21 protein-coding genes and 3 tRNA genes are annotated in these 17,123 nt (G+C 41.1%); 15 read left to right on the forward strand and 9 right to left on the reverse strand.

The features are described 5' to 3' along the window. Together K9H14_07290 and K9H14_07295 are read left to right on the forward strand one after the other, a co-directional pair. The coding region (locus tag K9H14_07290; GenBank protein MCG9479995.1) for an IS3 family transposase at positions 1 to 527 on the forward strand (527 nt) is incomplete at its 5' end. A 76-nt stretch (positions 528 to 603) separates the two neighbouring features. Further along, the gene (locus K9H14_07295; protein ID MCG9479996.1) at positions 604 to 831 is read left to right on the forward strand and encodes a 3-oxo-5-alpha-steroid 4-dehydrogenase; all 228 of its coding nucleotides are present in this window, start codon (positions 604 to 606) and stop codon (positions 829 to 831) included. Positions 832 to 852: 21 nt separating this feature from the next. Here K9H14_07295 and K9H14_07300 read toward each other — a convergent pair whose 3' ends face one another. Both K9H14_07300 and K9H14_07305 read right to left on the reverse strand, forming a co-directional pair. Next, positions 853 to 1,332 (reverse strand): DsrE/DsrF/DrsH-like family protein, encoded by a 480-nt coding sequence (locus K9H14_07300; protein MCG9479997.1) that lies wholly within the window; start codon positions 1,330 to 1,332, stop codon positions 853 to 855. Between the two features lie 10 nt (positions 1,333 to 1,342). Continuing rightward, the gene (locus K9H14_07305) at positions 1,343 to 1,666 is read right to left on the reverse strand and encodes a metalloregulator ArsR/SmtB family transcription factor (protein MCG9479998.1); all 324 of its coding nucleotides are present in this window, start codon (positions 1,664 to 1,666) and stop codon (positions 1,343 to 1,345) included. Between the two features lie 137 nt (positions 1,667 to 1,803). Here K9H14_07305 and K9H14_07310 point away from each other — a divergent pair, with 137 nt between their 5' ends. Next, positions 1,804 to 3,183 carry a cation-efflux pump gene (locus K9H14_07310; protein MCG9479999.1) on the forward strand — a complete coding sequence of 460 codons (1,380 nt, stop codon included), beginning with the start codon at positions 1,804 to 1,806 and terminating at the stop codon, positions 3,181 to 3,183. Between the two features lie 7 nt (positions 3,184 to 3,190). On the opposite strand, the gene K9H14_07315 is transcribed toward K9H14_07310, so the two are convergent. The 5 genes from K9H14_07315 to K9H14_07335 form a co-directional block, all read right to left on the reverse strand. After that, the gene (locus K9H14_07315) at positions 3,191 to 3,538 is read right to left on the reverse strand and encodes a cupin domain-containing protein (protein ID MCG9480000.1); all 348 of its coding nucleotides are present in this window, start codon (positions 3,536 to 3,538) and stop codon (positions 3,191 to 3,193) included. Beyond that, positions 3,535 to 3,774 carry a glutathione S-transferase N-terminal domain-containing protein gene (locus K9H14_07320; protein MCG9480001.1) on the reverse strand — a complete coding sequence of 80 codons (240 nt, stop codon included), beginning with the start codon at positions 3,772 to 3,774 and terminating at the stop codon, positions 3,535 to 3,537. Before K9H14_07320 ends, K9H14_07315 begins: the two co-directional genes overlap by 4 nt. Continuing rightward, positions 3,767 to 4,015 (reverse strand): glutathione S-transferase N-terminal domain-containing protein, encoded by a 249-nt coding sequence (locus tag K9H14_07325; GenBank protein ID MCG9480002.1) that lies wholly within the window; start codon positions 4,013 to 4,015, stop codon positions 3,767 to 3,769. The genes K9H14_07320 and K9H14_07325 overlap by 8 nt, the downstream gene beginning before the upstream one ends. A gap of 65 nt (positions 4,016 to 4,080) precedes the next feature. Next, a complete protein-coding gene (locus K9H14_07330; protein MCG9480003.1) occupies positions 4,081 to 4,728 on the reverse strand; it encodes a LysE family translocator in 648 nt (215 codons plus the stop codon). Continuing rightward, a complete protein-coding gene (locus tag K9H14_07335; GenBank protein MCG9480004.1) occupies positions 4,712 to 5,386 on the reverse strand; it encodes a fumarylacetoacetate hydrolase family protein in 675 nt (224 codons plus the stop codon). The genes K9H14_07330 and K9H14_07335 overlap by 17 nt, the downstream gene beginning before the upstream one ends. Before the next feature lie 299 nt (positions 5,387 to 5,685). Here K9H14_07335 and K9H14_07340 point away from each other — a divergent pair, with 299 nt between their 5' ends. From K9H14_07340 to K9H14_07390, 11 genes are all read left to right on the forward strand, one after another. Beyond that, positions 5,686 to 5,901, forward strand: a complete 216-nt coding sequence (locus K9H14_07340; protein MCG9480005.1) for a hypothetical protein — start codon at positions 5,686 to 5,688, stop codon at positions 5,899 to 5,901. Positions 5,902 to 5,911: 10 nt separating this feature from the next. Further along, the gene (gene recF / locus K9H14_07345; protein MCG9480006.1) at positions 5,912 to 7,042 is read left to right on the forward strand and encodes a DNA replication/repair protein RecF; all 1,131 of its coding nucleotides are present in this window, start codon (positions 5,912 to 5,914) and stop codon (positions 7,040 to 7,042) included. 122 nt (positions 7,043 to 7,164) lie between these two features. Beyond that, a complete protein-coding gene (locus K9H14_07350; protein ID MCG9480007.1) occupies positions 7,165 to 7,338 on the forward strand; it encodes a hypothetical protein in 174 nt (57 codons plus the stop codon). Continuing rightward, positions 7,331 to 7,645, forward strand: a complete 315-nt coding sequence (locus tag K9H14_07355; GenBank protein MCG9480008.1) for a DUF721 domain-containing protein — start codon at positions 7,331 to 7,333, stop codon at positions 7,643 to 7,645. Before K9H14_07350 ends, K9H14_07355 begins: the two co-directional genes overlap by 8 nt. A gap of 175 nt (positions 7,646 to 7,820) precedes the next feature. Beyond that, a complete protein-coding gene (gene gyrB / locus K9H14_07360) occupies positions 7,821 to 9,725 on the forward strand; it encodes a DNA topoisomerase (ATP-hydrolyzing) subunit B (protein ID MCG9480009.1) in 1,905 nt (634 codons plus the stop codon). 11 nt (positions 9,726 to 9,736) lie between these two features. Next, a complete protein-coding gene (gene gyrA, locus K9H14_07365) occupies positions 9,737 to 12,169 on the forward strand; it encodes a DNA gyrase subunit A (GenBank protein MCG9480010.1) in 2,433 nt (810 codons plus the stop codon). Between the two features lie 142 nt (positions 12,170 to 12,311). After that, complete coding sequence (locus K9H14_07370; GenBank protein ID MCG9480011.1) at positions 12,312 to 12,641, forward strand: DUF4870 domain-containing protein; 330 nt, start codon at positions 12,312 to 12,314, stop codon at positions 12,639 to 12,641. Positions 12,642 to 12,673: 32 nt separating this feature from the next. Then, positions 12,674 to 13,036 (forward strand): DUF3566 domain-containing protein, encoded by a 363-nt coding sequence (locus K9H14_07375; protein ID MCG9480012.1) that lies wholly within the window; start codon positions 12,674 to 12,676, stop codon positions 13,034 to 13,036. A 77-nt stretch (positions 13,037 to 13,113) separates the two neighbouring features. Continuing rightward, positions 13,114 to 13,190 (forward strand) — tRNA-Ile (locus K9H14_07380). Positions 13,191 to 13,315: 125 nt separating this feature from the next. Next, positions 13,316 to 13,390 (forward strand) — tRNA-Ala (locus K9H14_07385). A 63-nt stretch (positions 13,391 to 13,453) separates the two neighbouring features. Continuing rightward, positions 13,454 to 13,529, forward strand: a tRNA-Ala gene (locus K9H14_07390). Between the two features lie 80 nt (positions 13,530 to 13,609). Here K9H14_07390 and K9H14_07395 read toward each other — a convergent pair. Then, positions 13,610 to 14,527, reverse strand: coding sequence for a hexose kinase (locus K9H14_07395; protein ID MCG9480013.1), 918 nt, complete (start codon positions 14,525 to 14,527; stop codon positions 13,610 to 13,612). A 2-nt stretch (positions 14,528 to 14,529) separates the two neighbouring features. Then, positions 14,530 to 16,371, reverse strand: a complete 1,842-nt coding sequence (locus K9H14_07400; protein ID MCG9480014.1) for an APC family permease — start codon at positions 16,369 to 16,371, stop codon at positions 14,530 to 14,532. 219 nt (positions 16,372 to 16,590) lie between these two features. Between K9H14_07400 and K9H14_07405 the strand changes: the two genes are divergently transcribed. Then, complete coding sequence (locus K9H14_07405; protein MCG9480015.1) at positions 16,591 to 17,070, forward strand: hypothetical protein; 480 nt, start codon at positions 16,591 to 16,593, stop codon at positions 17,068 to 17,070. Positions 17,071 to 17,123: the final 53 nt, after the last annotated feature.

Raw genomic sequence — 17,123 nt, forward strand, 5'->3', positions numbered from 1 at the left:
CATACCTATTAAAGGGGATAAATATTTCATATCCAAATCAAGTCTGGGGAACAGATATCACCTATATCAGGATGAGAAAAGGATTTATGTATTTAGTTGCGATAATGGATTGGTATTCAAGATATATTTTAAGCTGGGTGCTTTCTAATACACTATCGGTAGATTTTTGTTTAGAATCACTGGACATGGCATTTAAAATAGCAAAGCCTGAGATTAATAACTCTGACCAGGGAAGCCAGTTTACTTCAGAAGAATATGTGGAAAAAGTTGAGGCAGCCAATATAAGGGTAAGTATGGATGGAAGGGGCAGAGTATTTGATAATATATTTACCGAAAGATTATGGAGATCCCTAAAATATGAAGAAGTATATTTAAAAGATTATGCCAGCTGCATTGATGCAAAAGCATCTATAGATGAATATTTTACTTTTTACAATAACGAAAGGCTGCATTCAGCCCTGGGGTATTCTCCTCCAACAGAGGTTTATTTTAATAAAGATCGTATTGTTTCTAATATAAAAGTGTAGCTATAGCTTAGTTGATATTTTGTCTTGACAATGGGGGTAACCTTAATTAAGGCAGTCAGATAGTGATGGTTACAAGATACCTAAAAAAGGGCTTTTTAAATACGTTTCCAGCCCCAATTACTTTGGCGAAATCTTAGAGTGGATTGGCTGGGCTATACTTACCTGGTCTCTGGCAGGCCTGGCTTTTGCAATGTTTACTATAGCCAATCTCCTGCCCCGGGCTCTTGCCAATCACAGGTGGTACCAGAAAAATTTTGATGATTATCCTGACCGGCGGAAAGTAATAATACCTTTTCTCTTCTAACCAATCCATCAGTTGCGGAGCTTATATAAACAGACTTACATCAGATTCCTGGGCCTTTTCAATAAAAAAGCCTACTCCCACACAGGCCTTAACTTCGTCTATCATATCTTCACGGGGTATTTCCAGGATACTCATGCTCATCTGACAACCGTAAAGATTTACCCCCATATCAATAGCCATATCCCTCAATTGGGGGAGGGTGGTTGCATTCTTGGATTTGATCATTTTGTTAAACATCCATCTTCCTATACCACCGAAACTGTATCTGGAGGGGTGTGTTTTATTGATGTCGCCGCGCTCCATAAATCCCATTAGTTTGCCCAAAAAACTCTTACCGGTCCGCTGTTTTTTCTTTAGAGCCTTCAACCCCCAGAAAGTAAAAAACATGGTTACTTCCATATCTGAAGCGGCCGCTCCGGTAGCCATTATAAATGCAGCCATAAGCTTATCCATATCTCCACTAAACACCACCATGGACATTTTTTTCTTCTCAGCCATTATGTTTCACCTCTTAAAACAAGTCTCTTATCATATCTTTTTTCGAATTTGATTCATCTTTAAGCACCTCGGTAAGCAAATCATAAGCCTTTATAATTTTCTGGTTGGCTATGGAATAGTATATATTGTTTCCGTCTCTTTGCCTATTTACAATGCCCTTGGATTTTAGCAAAGAAAGATGCTGGGATATGTTGGACTGGGGCAGTCCGGTTTTTTTAACTATCTCGGTTACAGTTAGGGTTTTATCCCGTATGGCATCAATTATGGCCTGCCTCCTGGGATTGGATATGGTTTTACACATATCCGAATGTAAATTGTAAAATGTCTCTTTTTTCATTTTCTCCTTTGTAATAATTAACAGTATTATAGCAATAATATTATAACATGAAAACATATTAATATTGCAATATAAATGTGTTTACAGTTTTTCCCTAAACTATTACAATACCATTATATTTATTTTATGATTAATCCATGAACCATAACCACCAGACAACCATAACCAAAAGGAAGATTGCAACCTTTTCTTTGGTAGTTTCCATAGTATTGGTAGTAATAAAGGTATTGGCAGCCTATTTTTCCAACAGTCTGGGGGTGTTTTCTGAGGCTTTAAACAATGGCCTGGACCTGGTAACCGTATTCATAGCTTTCATAGCTATAAGAATGGCCAGTAAACCTCCGGATGCAGATCACACCTATGGCCATGGAAAGTATGAAAATTTTGCCGCATTTGCTGAAACCATAGTAATAAGTGGCCTGGGTATATTTATAATTTATAAATCAATACAGAGGCTTATCTATCAAAATTTTGTATTAAGCATAGGCTGGCCGGTATTTTTAGTGCTGGGGGTATCGGTAGCCCTGAATATAGTAAGGGTAGCCGTACTGGCCAAAGCAGCAAAGAAGTTTGATTCTTTTACCTTTAGAGCAGAATTTCTAAATTATAGCGGAGATATAGTTAGCTCACTGGTAGTAATTGCCGGTCTGATATTTGCCGGTTTCGGGGCCTATATTGCAGACCCTATTGCCTCCATAATAGTAGCAGTGGTGGTTATTGCTCTAAGCATCAGGCTCTCGGTCAGCATAGTTAAAAACCTGCTGGATTATGTGCCGGTACAGGTTACCAGAAAGATTGAGAAGACCCTGACCGATATGAAGGATATAGATGCAATAAATGATTTAAAGGTCCATGAGGTAGGAGGTATCAAATTCATCAATCTCAGCCTCAACCTGGCCAACAACCTGTATCTTACCCAGGCCGAGAATATCAAGGATGAGGTAAGGAAAAAAATAAGGCAGAAGTTTCCAAACTCAAATATTATTGTGGAACTAAAGCCCAGGCTGGCTGATGGAAATATATCCGATTATATTAAGCAGGTGACTTTAGACCAGCCGGAAATAAAGGATGTACATAATATCTTTTTGTATTCAGTGGGAGGATATACCGATATCTCGGTCCATGTGGAATTAGCCAATGATATGAGCCTGCAGCAGGTAGAAGATTTAACCAGCCAGACCGAACAGAAGATAAGGGAAAAAGTAAAGAACTTAAGAAAGATTTATATACACTCCGAAGATCTTTCCGGATATGACAGCTGGGAGGATGTAACCCTGAATTCGGAAAAACTGATACAAGAAATTAAAGACAAAGTAACTCCCTATATAGATCCCGGGACCTGCCATGATTTTACCGTACTTAGAAAAGGAAAGAGTTATCATGTTGCCTTCCATTGCCGGATGGACAGTAAATTGAAAATCGAACAAGCCCACAGGATAATAACCGAAGCAGAGTACAATCTAAGGACCCAGATAAAGCAGGTTGATGAAGTATTGATACACGCAGAACCCAGTTGAGCTTTGTTTAATAGTTGATTTTTGTTTTACCGCCAAATATAAATAATATCTTTAAGCTGTGCCCCTGCATAGACTCAATCCGGTGGGTTTCTCCCTTGAGTATGTGGGCAAATTTTCCTTTATCCAGAGAAAACCAGTTATTTTCTATTTCTATTTTGCCTTTGCCTTTGATAACATAAAGGGCTTCATCCACATCATGGCTATGGGCCAGGGGCTCAGTACCGGGCTTAAACTCCACAATTCCCAGCCCCAAAGAGTCTGAAGCCAGGAACCCCCGGTTTCCAAAAGCGAATTTTACCCGCCTGTCTTCAAATTCTGTTGTTTCTATATCGTCACTTGAAAATACAGGCTTCATTTATTTTCCCCCAGGAGCCTGTCTATCTCTTTTTTATCAAAACCTACCACCACTTTGCCCCCAATATCAATTACCGGGACTCCCATCTGTCCTGATTTTTCTATCATTTCTTCCAATTTTTTCCTGCTGCTGCTCACATCAATTTCCTGGTAATCTACCCCTTTTGATTTAATATAGTCTTTGGCCTGTTTGCAGTAGGGGCAGGTATTGGTTGAATATATGAGTACATTATTCATTTAGGGCAGCCTCCTTAATGGCTTCATCTATCGCTTCTTTTTCAAAACCAATGACTATTCTTCCATTGAAATCAATTACGGGGATGCCCATTTGCTTGGATTTTTTTACCATTTCATCCAGGTTCTTTTGATCTGAACTTATATCCACTTCATCATACCGCACACCATTTTCGCTAAGATAGTCTTTAACCCGGGCACAATACGGACAGGTGGGGGTGGAATAAACCAATACTTTTTTCATTAAAATCAGCCTCCTTGTATCTATTTACAAACCTGTTTCCAATATAACTATAAAGGTTTGGGTGGTTAAATAAAATCAATAATAAATTTAATACCCAGGTATAATAAAAACAAAGCGCAGGCAAACAAAATTATCCGGTATACTTTCTGGTTGAGGAACCTTTTCCCAGTGCTTACCAAAAAACCTACAAACATGAACCATATAAAGTCAGCGCTGATATGGCCAACGAAAAAGGAACTAACTCCGGCAATATTATAATTCATGGCTTTTATCATAAAGGCTGCCCCTATGCTTACCCACCATATATACCAGTAGGGATTTATAAGGCTTACCAGCGCCCCCTTGAGCATAAAATTGGCAGAATAGAACCGCCGGGTGCGGTTACCCTGACCAGATTGATTAAAATCAATGCTTATTTTTTTCTTTACTACTGAATATATAAGCTGGCCGCCCAGGTAAAGCAGAAATAATCCCCCCATTATACCGATAATTTTCATAAGCAAAGGATTGTCCAGGTATTTGAGTATTCCCAGAAAGAAGCTCAATACCAGCAATAATTCCAGCAGGGAATGTCCCAGGGATATGAAAAATGAAGCCCAGAAACCTTTATGGGCCACACCGGTGACGGTAAGTGTAAACATAGGGCCGGGAACCATGGCGCCCGAGAACCCTACCACCATAGCCCCAAAAAATATTTCAACAAGTTCTGTCATCAGTCTCTTGTACCCTGTTGGTTAGCTTGCCAATGTTTTCAATTTCGCAGGTAATTTCATCCCCCACGCTCAACAGCTTTTTCTCTTTGCTAAATATACCGACACCTGCCGGGGTACCGGTGGCTAACAGATCGCCGGGCATAAGGGTTATAGTTTGGGAGATATATGAAATAAGGATTTTAATATCAAATATCATTTCCGAAGTATTGGAGTTTTGCCTCAGTTCCCTGTTTACATAAGACCGGAGGTTTAGGTTCTGGGGATCCTCAATTTCTTCTCCTGCTACTATCCTGGGACCAATGGGAGCAAAAGTATCGAAGCTTTTACCCCGGTACCATTGTCCTTCTTCTCTCTGGATATCCCTGGCTGTAATATCATTTATAATGGTATATCCGTAAATGTGGCTGAAAACTTCTTCCTTGCTTACCTTGGAGGTCTTTTTACCAATTATTACCGCCAGTTCCACTTCATAATCCAGTTCTTTTGTCTGGGGAGGGTAAACTATAACCTGGCCGTTTTTTATAATGCTGCTGTTGGCTTTGGAAAATAGAACCGGCTTTGTAGGAAAACGCCCATCCTGTTCATCAACATGAGACTTATAATTCATGCCCACGCATATTATTTTACCCGGGACATAGGTTTTAATGTCAATTTCCATAAAACAAACTCCCTAACCAATTTGTATAGGTATAATATAATAGGCTATTTTTTAAAGCTTTGCCATATCCAGTTTATTTTATTGCCTAAACAGATCCAAAAAATTTTCCCATAATGATTTACTCTTTTCCTGTTGCTCCTCCTGCTGTTCTTCCAGCTTCAAGCCGTCTGTCTGCATTATAAACTGAACCTAGCTGCCGGTGTTTCTACAATCAGCAAAAGAGATGGCTCTTCTTCATATTTTTTCTATATTTTAGTAATATGAGCATGACAAATTTATGGCAGGAGGAGGAATACAGTTTGAGGTTTGTCGATTATAAATGCAGCCAGTGCGGCCAGGTTTCAGAACTGGTAGTAACTGCCGATAGTGACATAAAGTGTCCGGGATGCGGAAGTAGTGGTATGCAGCGTATCTTTTCAGGACCGAATCTGGCTAATAAGAATTCTGTACAGGCAGATTCAACATCTTCAAAAAGCTGTTCAGGGTCCTGTACTTCCTGCAGCGGGTGCAGTTAGAGAAATTGACGTGTTTTTAAGTAAATTAGAGTTAAAAAATTTCAGGAATTATCAGAATCTTAAGCTGGATTTTAACCGGGGAACCACGCTGATAACCGGTGATAACGGGCAGGGCAAGACTAATCTTCTGGAGTCCATCTATTACCTTTCCTGTGGAAAATCACACCGTACCGCCAGCCAGAAGGAATTAATAATGGATGGCCAGGATTTTGCTCTGATAAGGGCCATGATACAGGGAGCAGATAAGCCCAGACTCATAGAATTTGAGCTAAGGCGTGACAATAGTTATAAGTTAAGGATAGACAGGGTTTATTTTCGAAGAAAATCAGAGTTTACCTCTCTTGTGTCTGCAGTGATTTTTTCTCCTGATGATTTAAATATTATCAAAAGCAGCCCCTCTCACCGGAGAAATTTTTTAGACCATATTCTGGACAGTACCCATAATAATTTTCCGGGCATAAGGCTCAAATATCAGAAAACACTTAACCAGCGCAATTCTCTTATTAAAAGCATGAGTCGCCAGAAACTCTCAGGGGATAATCCTACCTTGAAGGTATGGAATGAAAACCTTATAAATTACGGAAAGAAGATAATTGAATACCGGCTGGAACTGGTACAGGGTATAGAGGAGAGGTTTAGCCAGCTGGTTGAATATTTTTTTCCGGGATGCAGGGCCAAGCTGGCCTATGTACCCAGCTGGAACCGGGAGAAGAACCAGAGCCCTGCAACCGCCGGAGGGATGGAATCAGACTACAAGGAAGCCATGACCGATGCCTGGGACAAGGACCTGGCATTAAAGAGTACCACCATAGGCCCCCACAGGGATGATCTGTATATATCCCTGCAGGGTTCTGATCTCAGGAGTTTTGGCTCCCAGGGCCAGCAGCGGATAGCTGCTGTATCCTTAAAATTATGTGAGCTGTTCTTTCTAAACCAGCAGCTGGGCAAGAGCCCCATACTTCTCTTAGATGATGTATTGTCGGAGCTGGATGTGATCAGAAAGAAATTGCTTATAGAAAAACTGGGAGATGGTTTTCAGACCTTTATTACTGCTGCCAATATACATTACCTGGATGATTTGCCTTTAAATATTGCCGCTTCCCATGTGGTAAAAAATGGAAATATATACAGTGGTGATTAAGGGGTGTTTACCCCTGGAAAACCTTTTATTCTGAATATTAATATATACCATATTATGATATCATTATTTAAAAATTGTAACTTCATTGTAACCACGGTAAAACTGAAGCCGCAGGAGAAATAATGGAACTGGCAAGCATATATTTCAGGATATTGAATATCTTATTGGCGCCGGTATTTTTAATTGGGTTTTCTGCTGCCATATTTAGTTCTGTAGACCATTCGGAGATCATAAGAGCTAAGCTGGCTGGAGATATTGGCCAACCGGTGAACAAGAGCATGGAGCAAAATGGGTAAAGACAATATACAGCCTCTGGGAAATATTATAGATGAAGTTGTGGGCCAGTTAAATATTGGGCACCGGCTCAAAGTATCTGGGATATTTAATCATTGGAAGGATATAGTGGGATCACAGATAAGCAAAAAATCCAAACCGCAGAGGCTAAAAAACGGTACCCTGTATGTATCGGTTACCAGCTCTACCTGGGCCAATGAGCTGGACCTGATGTCGCAGCAGCTTATAGAGAAGATAAACCAATATGCCGGGTGTGAGGTTGTAGAGCAAATCAGGTTTAAAGCAGACCTGAAAAACGATGATTTTTAGTTGAACCGGGTACTAAAATTTTGGTAAAAATATGTTATAATATTCAGGAATAAAAATAAAATTTTTACCCTGTAAGAATATGTTTGTATTTGGGGTAATGAGTATAATATTGGCGGCTTTTGGCTGTTTACTTATTACCCTTTATTTATGTAAAGATGGTTAAGAGGTGTGTTTTTTGGTAAATTCTAATTATGATGCGAAAGATATAACGGTTTTAGAGGGTTTGGTTGCGGTAAGAAGGAGACCGAGCATGTATATTGGCTCTACCGGCTCCAGAGGGCTGCACCATCTTATATATGAAGTAATAGACAACAGCATAGACGAGGCCATGGCCGGGGTATGTGACAATATCCTGGTGGTGTTAAACAGGGACAATTCGGTTACTGTAGTAGACAATGGCAGAGGGATACCGGTTAAGAAGGTAGATAAATATAATCTTTCGGCAGTGGAAGTGGTGCTTACCAAACTTCATGCCGGGGGAAAATTTGGTGGCGACGGCTATAAGGTATCGGGCGGACTGCATGGTGTAGGGGTATCGGTAGTAAATGCTCTTTCTGAAAAACTTACTGTAGAGGTAAGAAGGGATGGCTATGTTTTCAAGCAGGAGTTCGCCAGGGGAGAGCCTACTACCAAGCTTAAAAAAGTTGAACCTGCCAAATCCCATGGAACCGTAATAAAATTTTACCCTGATCCATTAATATTTGAAGAGATTAATTACAAATACGAGATACTGTCCAGCAGAATGAGGGAGATGGCCTTTTTAAACCAGGGACTTAAGATTACCCTGGTGGACCAGAGAGACGAGATAGAAAAAAGGGATGTCTTTCAGTATAGGGGTGGAATAGTAGACTTTGTAAAGTATTTATGTGAAAAAAAAGATGTACTGCATAAAAAGGTTATATACATAAGCAATGCAGAAGACGACCATGAGCTGGAGATAGCCATGCAGTATACCGACGGCTATTCGGAAAGTATCTTTTCCTTTGCCAACAATATTAATACCACTGAAGGGGGAACCCATCTCAGTGGTTTTAAGGGTGCTTTAACCAGGACCATCAATGATTATGCCCGTACCAACAAACTGCTTAAGGAAAAAGAAGATAACCTTACTGGCGAAGATATAAGGGAAGGACTTACCGGTATTATAAGTGTTAAGCTGAAAGATCCTCAATTTGAAGGCCAGACTAAAACTAAGCTGGGCAATAGTGAAATAAAGGGTTTTGTGGAGAGTACGGTAAATGCCAAACTGGCAGAATTTCTGGAAGAAAACCCTTCCATAGGAAAAGTTATAGTAAACAAGAGCATGGAGGCAGCTAGAGCCAGAAATGCTGCCAAGAAGGCCAGAGATCTTACTAGGAAGAAATCCCTTCTGGAAAGCAGTTCTTTACCCGGCAAGCTGGCTGACTGTTCGGTAAATGACCCACAGTTTTGTGAACTGTTTCTGGTAGAGGGAGATTCGGCAGGGGGCAGCGCCAAACAGGCTCGTGATCGCCGGTTCCAGGCCATACTGCCCTTGAAGGGGAAAATATTAAATGTGGAAAAAGCCAGGCTTAACAAAATACTTAACAGTGTAGAAATACAGGCCATAATTACCGCTATGGGCACCAGCATTGATGAAGAGTTTGATATAGGAAATGCCCGTTATGGCAAGATAATTATAATGACTGATGCGGATATAGATGGAGCCCATATCAGGACCCTTATCTTAACTTTCCTTTTTAGGTATATGCCGGGGTTACTTGAAGAGGGCTATGTTTATATTGCCCAGCCGCCGCTGTACCAGGTAAAGAGCGGTAAACAGGTTTATTATGCTTACAGTGAAAAAGAGCTGCAAGCGGTGCTGGAAAAAGTTAAGGGTTCCAAAGTTGATGTACAGCAGTACAAGGGTCTGGGAGAGATGGATGCTGAGCAGCTGTGGGAGACCACCATGAATCCCGAGACCAGAACATTACTTAAGGTGGAGATAGAAGATGCTTTAATTGCTGATGATATATTTTCCACACTTATGGGCAGTAAGGTTGAACCCAGAAGGGATTTTATACAGAAAAATGCAAGAGACGTTTCATTTATTGACATTTAGGCAGGCAGATAATGGTATTTGAATTAAGAGGAAAAGTAAAGAATATTGAAATAGAATCCGAGATGCAGGAGTCTTACCTGAATTATGCCATGAGCGTAATCATAGGAAGGGCACTGCCGGATGTAAGGGATGGACTGAAGCCGGTACATCGAAGAATTCTCTACGCTATGCAGGATATGGGGATGACCCATAATAGCGCCTATAAAAAATGTGCCAGGATTGTAGGAGAGGTACTGGGCAAGTACCACCCCCATGGAGACACGGCAGTTTATGATTCCATGGTGAGGATGGCCCAAGACTTTTCTCACCGCTATCCCCTGATAGACGGGCATGGCAACTTTGGATCCATAGACGGGGACAGCGCCGCTGCCATGAGGTATACAGAAGCCAGGCTTTCCAGGATAGCCGGAGAGCTGCTGGTGGACCTGGAAAAGGAAACGGTTGATTTTGTGGACAATTTCGACAGTTCCCTCAAAGAGCCCAGAGTGCTTCCTGCTAAATTCCCGAATTTATTGGTTAACGGCTCTTCCGGAATCGCAGTAGGCATGGCTACCAATATCCCTCCCCATAACCTGGGAGAGGTTATTGATGCTATCGTACTTTATATCGATAATCCCCAGGTTACAGTAATGGAACTTATGAAGAAGTTAAAAGGCCCTGATTTTCCTACTGGGGGCATGATTATGGGTATGGATGGAATAGTTAATGCCTATAAGAGTGGCAGGGGAAGGGTTGTAATGAGGGGGAAAGTACATCTTGAACAGCAGAAAAAAGGTAAACCCCAGGTTATTATAAGTGAGCTTCCTTATCAGGTTAACAAGTCCAAGCTGATTGAGAAAATAGCTGAACTGGTAAAGACCAAGAAAATTGAAGGTATCAGTGATTTAAGGGATGAATCGGATAAAGCAGGAATGAGGGTAGCAGTAGAGCTCAAGAGGGATGTAGAGCCTAATGTAATCATCAATCATCTTTATAAGCACACCCAGCTGGAGGAAACCTTCGGCATTATACTGATTGCCTTAGTGGATGGGGTTCCCAAGACTTTAAATCTGCCGCAGCTGATTGAAGAGTATAAGAAACACAGGTACCAGGTAGTAGTAAGAAGAATAAAGTATGAGCTAAGAAAAGCAGAAGAGCGGGCCCATATACTGGAAGGCTTGCTGATAGCCCTGGATAATCTGGATGAGGTTATAAAAACCATAAGGTCTTCCAAGGATGTAGCTACTGCCAAGAAGAGACTTATTAAAAAGTTTGATCTTTCACCAGTGCAGGCCCAGGCCATACTGGATATGAAACTGCAGAGGCTTACCGGGCTGGAAAGAGACAAGGTTAAAAGTGAATACAAGGACCTGCAGAAGAGGATAACCGAACTGAAAAAGATATTAGGTAGTGACGAGCTTATATACAAGATTATCAAGGAAGAGCTTCAGGATATGAAGAAGAAATATGCGGATCCCAGAAGAACCGATATAACTACCTCGTCAGCAGATATGGAAATAGAGGACCTTATTCCCGAGGAAGAGAATGTAATAGCAGTTACCCATTCAGGGTATATTAAAAGGGTTCCGGTTACTACTTACAGAAAGCAGAGAAGGGGCGGCAGGGGAGTTAGCGGCATGAATTTGAAACTTGATGATTTTATGGAGCACTTGTTTATCTCTTCTACCCACCACTACATAATGTTCTTTTCCAATAAGGGTAAAGTGTACAGGCTTAAGGTACATGAGCTGCCTACCGGAAGCAGAACCTCCAAGGGAAAGGCCATTGTTAATATCCTTCCCTTTCGTTCGGGAGAAAGGGTTACTGCCATAATAGCGGTTAAAGAATATAATGAGGACGAATACTTGATAATGGCCACCAAAAAGGGACTGGTTAAGAAAACGGTGATTACTGATTATGATACCTCCAGGAAAGATGGAATTATAGCCATAAATATCCGCAAGGGTGACGAGCTGATTAAAGTGGAAAAATCCAGTGGAAATGACGATGTCATAATAGTTTCCCAGAATGGCAAGGCCATCAGGTTCTCAGAACAGGATTGCAGGTCTATGGGAAGAACTGCTACCGGGGTAAAGGGCATGAACCTTTCCAAAGGGGACCAGGTTCTTACCATGATGGTGGTAAAAGATATAGACGCAGACCTGTTTGTTCTAACTGAAAATGGATTTGGCAAAAGAACTCCCCTGCCCAAATATAATCGGCAGAACCGGGGAGGCCAGGGAGTATCGACGGTTAAGCTTACCGAGAAAAGGGGTAAGCTGGCTGGGGCCGGTATAGTCAGGGAAGGCCAGGATATAATGGTTATCTCTACCAATGGTGTGCTGATAAGGACTCCGGCAAAATCTATTTCCAGAACCGGGAGATCCACTACCGGAGTTAAGATAATGAATCTGGACAAAGATAGCAGGATTGCCTCCTTTGGCATTATAGCTCCTGAAAACTAAAATATTTTTAACCTATATAATTTTTAGAAAATTTTATAAAATAAAATTAATACTTTGTTAAACCATAAAGAAAGGAAGAGAGATGTCAGAAGAGAACAAACCAGAGGTACATCCGGATTTCAACAAAAAAAGCTCAACCAGCATGGACCCGAAGATGGCTGTACTTATTTCCCACATCGGTTTTGTTGTTGGAGCGGGCTGGCTTTCAGGGCTAATCGTTTATTTGCTGGAAAAGGAAAACTATTTTGTTAAGTTCCATGCTATGCAGTCGTTGATAATAGGTATCGCGGAGATTATTGGCTATATAATAGGTGCAATCTTAAGCGTATTTATAATTGGAGTAGCATGTTTTCCTATTGTCTGGATTGCAGCTTTGATTATCAGGATAATAATAGTAATGAAGGCTAATCAGGGCGAACTCTACAAGTTCCCTGGTATTGGTGGAATGGCTGAAAAATACACCAAGATGTAATTTCGTCTTTTATGATCGATCAGGAGAGAGTGATGACAGTAGAAAGAAAAACTTTAAAAAGCATAAGTGAATTATCAATATTCAAGTACTTGCTGGTTTTCTACCTTATATTCTTTGTCATTGCCCTTATTGTTACGGGAATAGTATTTCTATTTACCTGGTTGGGATTTGCTGCGGCAGGGGCAAGCATGAATGATATGTTAGCCAATGCAGGAATAAACCTGGACTGGATACCAGGAGGGGGAGCCATAGGAATTGTTGTGTTTATTATTGGCGGCCTTATTGGCTCTGTAATTTATGCCGCGATAGGTACCTTGACCATGTGGATACTTAATATTATCCTGAAAATAAGCGGGGGAATTGAATTAAGGTTTGTTGAGAGAAAACAAAGCTAACAGAGTGTAGGGTTTGCATATATACCTTGACAAAATTACCTTTAATTGGTATTTTTTGCTCTGTTCTTTTTGGATGGGGGCCTATAGCTCAGCTGGTTAGAGCGCATCCCTGATAAGGATGAGGCCTCTGGTTCGAGTCCAGATAGGCCCACCATAAAAAGTTGGCTGCATATCTATGGTTAAGATCAGCCCACCTGACAGGATAGTGTTTATTTAGTGGTAATTTGACAATAAGTAGACTGTTGGTTGGCCTGATTGGAAACCAATGTCTTTGGATGTGGGGATGTAGTTCAGTGGGAGAACGCTTGTCTGGCAGACAAGAGGTCGGCGGTTCAAGTCCGCTCATCTCCACCAATTCTAATTTAATTATAGACAAGCTTGCAGTTATTTGGTATATTCTGTAATTGCATCTAAAGTGGGGGTGTAGCTCAGTTGGGAGAGCGCCTGCCTTGCAAGCAGGAGGTCAGCGGTTCGATCCCGCTCATCTCCACCATTTTTTTCTAAATTCCAGAGTTAGTTTCCAATGCCCTTCAGCCTTTAGTAGCGTTATAAAAGCCGGTTTTACAAGTAGAACTATAATTTGTTTACTTTAATTTCTTTTTTCAATCTCTGCACCTGGCCTGTATCTATTTTACCGGGAACATCGGTTAAAAGATTAGCCGAACCGCAGGCTATAGCAGTGGATAAGATGGCGGAGGGCGGCAGCTTGTTAATGATGCCATATAAAAAGCCGGCATCTACCGAATCCCCGGAACCTACCGTGTACATCCCTTCCACTCTGGGCGGTATAGCTTCCAGCAGATTCTGCTGGCTACCATACAGTGCTTTTCTTGGTCCATCAGTAATAAGGATAGCTTCAATGCCTGACCCAATCAATCCGGCTATACGGCTGGGGGTATCCGCATACTGCAGTTTAATGTTTTCAAGCTCTTCCATATTTATGCTAAGGTAATCAGGTACTGCTTTTATGCCCCAGGTCAATGCTTCGGCGGATGCATCCAGCAGCACCCTGATATGATCCTGGCGGCAAATTTTAATTATCTGTTCATAGGTATGGCTATCCATACCGGAAGGAAGGCTTCCTGCCAGAACAAGATAATCCCCGGGCCCGGCCTTACTTCTTATCTGGTTAAACATAGCCCTGGTTTCTGCCGGGGATATGCATGGGCCGTATTCATTTATCTCTACCACGTTGTTGTTTTGTTTTTCAATTATCTTGGTATTAACTCTGCTTGAACCTTCTATCTTTAGCAGATCTGTGTCTATACCTTCCAGGGCCAATCTTTCCAGTATAAATGACTGAAAAGTTCCACCACAAAATCCCAGAGCCTGGCTTCTTATCCCCAGATGGCTTAGGGCTCTGCTGATATTAATGCCTTTGCCCCCAACCGATATGGATGTCAGCCGGCTGCGGTTTATCTGGTCATGCTTTAACTGCCGGGTTTCATAAATGAGATCTAAATTCAGGTTCAAGGTCAAAGTGTAAATCATGCTTAGCTTCTCTTTCTTTTTCCCAGGAGTATAACATCTTTAATGGAGTGCTCGTCCTTGGCCTGAGTCCACCTTAGCTCAAAATCTTCTTCTGCTATAATCTGGGACAGGAAAGTGTGGGTTCTGAGCATCAGATTTCTTTTGTCCCTGGAGGATACCAGGAAAAAGGCCGCTATTATATTCAGGTTACAGTTTTCAATAGACAGTCCGTTTTTACATCTTACCATGAACAGCTCAAAAAAGCCCTTTTGGTCAATTATTATATTGGGCATTATTATCTCATCAGTTATCTGGGTACTGCTTTCCAGCTCCCTTTTTTCAAATTTCTGGTAGAAATACCGGGGATCTTCATCCAGTTTTTCGGCCAGAGTTTTGGAAATCATCATATACAGCTGAGCTATAGTCAAGCATTGTTTAAGATCTAAAACTGTGCTGTTTTCAACCACCTGGTGAAAATCATCCTTTTTAATATTATCCCTTTCATAGATTATATTCTTGAGCTCATGTTCCAGTCTGCCGGAGGTAAGGGGCCTATCCTTGGGAGTTACCCCATCAAACAGGTAGAGCAGGGCATGTTCCTTTCCTTTAACTCTTTTTCTTCCATAGGCAAAGTAGATTATAATTCCTACAACAATCAAAGCCACACTCAGTATAATGGCGTTTTTACCCATCTCAATGATTACAAAGATAAAACCCATAATGCCCGCAATCTGTATCCAGGGGAAAAAGGGAGCCCTGAACCCGGGCCGGTAATTCTGAAGATTGCTGCTGCGCAGCACTATTACTGAGAGGATGGAAAGTATATAAGCCAGTATGACTATGGTAGAAGCTACTTTTACCAGCAGGTCCAGCTCCAAAAACAGGAAGATGATTATAAACAGCCCGGTGGCAAATATTGCTATATAGGGAGTATGAAACCTTTTATGTATCTTTCTAAACATAGCAGGGAAAAGCCTGTCCCGGCTTAAGGCAAAGGGGTATCTGGAGGCAGATAAAATGCCTGCATTTACTGTAGATATGAAGGCAAGTATGGCTGCTATACTTAATAAGACGACCCCTCCCATGCCCATAGAGACTGATGCCCCATCCGATATAGGGGTCAGTGAATTATCCAGCCGGGAAGGCTCCACCAGGCCTATGGTTATAAACACTACCACTCCATAGATTATGGTAGTAACAATCAGGGATAATATCAGGCCTAAAGGTAGGGTTCTCTTGGGATCTTTTACTTCTTCAGCGACGCTGGATATTTTTAAAAGTCCTCCATAGGATACAAATACAAAACCGGTAGTAGAGAATACTGACATTATGCCATTAGGTGCGAAAGTTCCGAATCTCGCTATGCTTATACGGGGGAGGCTGAATCCAATATATATTACCAGTATAGCCAACAGAAAGGCTACCATTATCACCTGGGTTTTGCTGGCCTGCCTTACCCCCAGAAAATTAATGGCTACAAAAATCAGGCACAAAGCTATGGCCAGCACCTGCATATTAAATTCAAAGATGATCCTTATAAAGGCAGCAATACCTACCAGGGCAAAAGCACTTTTTAATGATAGGGAAAACCAGCTGAGCATTCCGGCTACTGTTCCTATAGCGGGACCAAGTCCCCTGGTGATAAAGAAGTAGTCTCCTCCTGCCTTGGGCATGGCAGTGACCAGTTCAGCAATGTTTAATACTCCTATTAAAGCCAGCAGACCGGCCAGAAAATAGGATATTACTGCTGCCGGCCCTGCTTTTGCATGGGCCAGGCCCGGTAAAACAAAAAGCCCGGAGCTAATCATAGCACCGGTGGCAATGCAAAATACATCAATAAGCTTTAAATCTTTTTTGAGCTTCATCTAATAAAATAAGTATTAAGCGGTTGTCATTATAACAGACCTAATTTTTTAAATCTATGGCTAATGGACTGACCGGTGAAATAATTTAAATAAAAATACCTGTCACCGCAATCATTTATATTCTGGCCCGTTCATGGAATTTATGCCACCTAATTAACTTCAATAAAACCAGTACTTATGTTAGGATAATCTGGATACAATATTTACCAGAAAACTAACATGTCTAAAGTTTGGCTTGATGCCTTTTTAGGTAGAATTGGCAATTATATATTAGATTTTATTCAGGATTATTACCTGGTCATAGTACCCCTGCTGGCTGTCTATGGAATTTTTTTAGCAATTTCTGCCTATAATTTCAAGAGAATTGAAAAAAGGGTAAACCAGGAGATAATACTACAGGCAAAAAAAATTATAGATGAGGCCCCCGGCATAAGTTACATATCCCTGGTAGAAAAGGTTAAGATACCATGGGTGGATATAGTTTACCGGTATTCCTTTTTCCCTTATGTTAGCCAGGAAGCTGATTTATGGGCATCCAGGACCATGGTCCAAACTGTAAGAAAAATGATTATGGCCAATAATAATAAGATAAAACTTGTGCTAAGAAGAGCAGGCATAGCTTTTGTAGATACAGACCAGGAAATAAGGAAAAATATATACCTGGACTATATCCAGAGGATTACCCAGAGAAGACAATAGTTTTTTATTCATCTAAACTTCAAATTAAACAAAAAAGTTCAATATTGGTCTAA

It is taken from the genome of Actinomycetes bacterium (assembly GCA_022396035.1).
Classification (GTDB): domain Bacteria; phylum Actinomycetota; class Humimicrobiia; order Humimicrobiales; family Humimicrobiaceae; genus Halolacustris.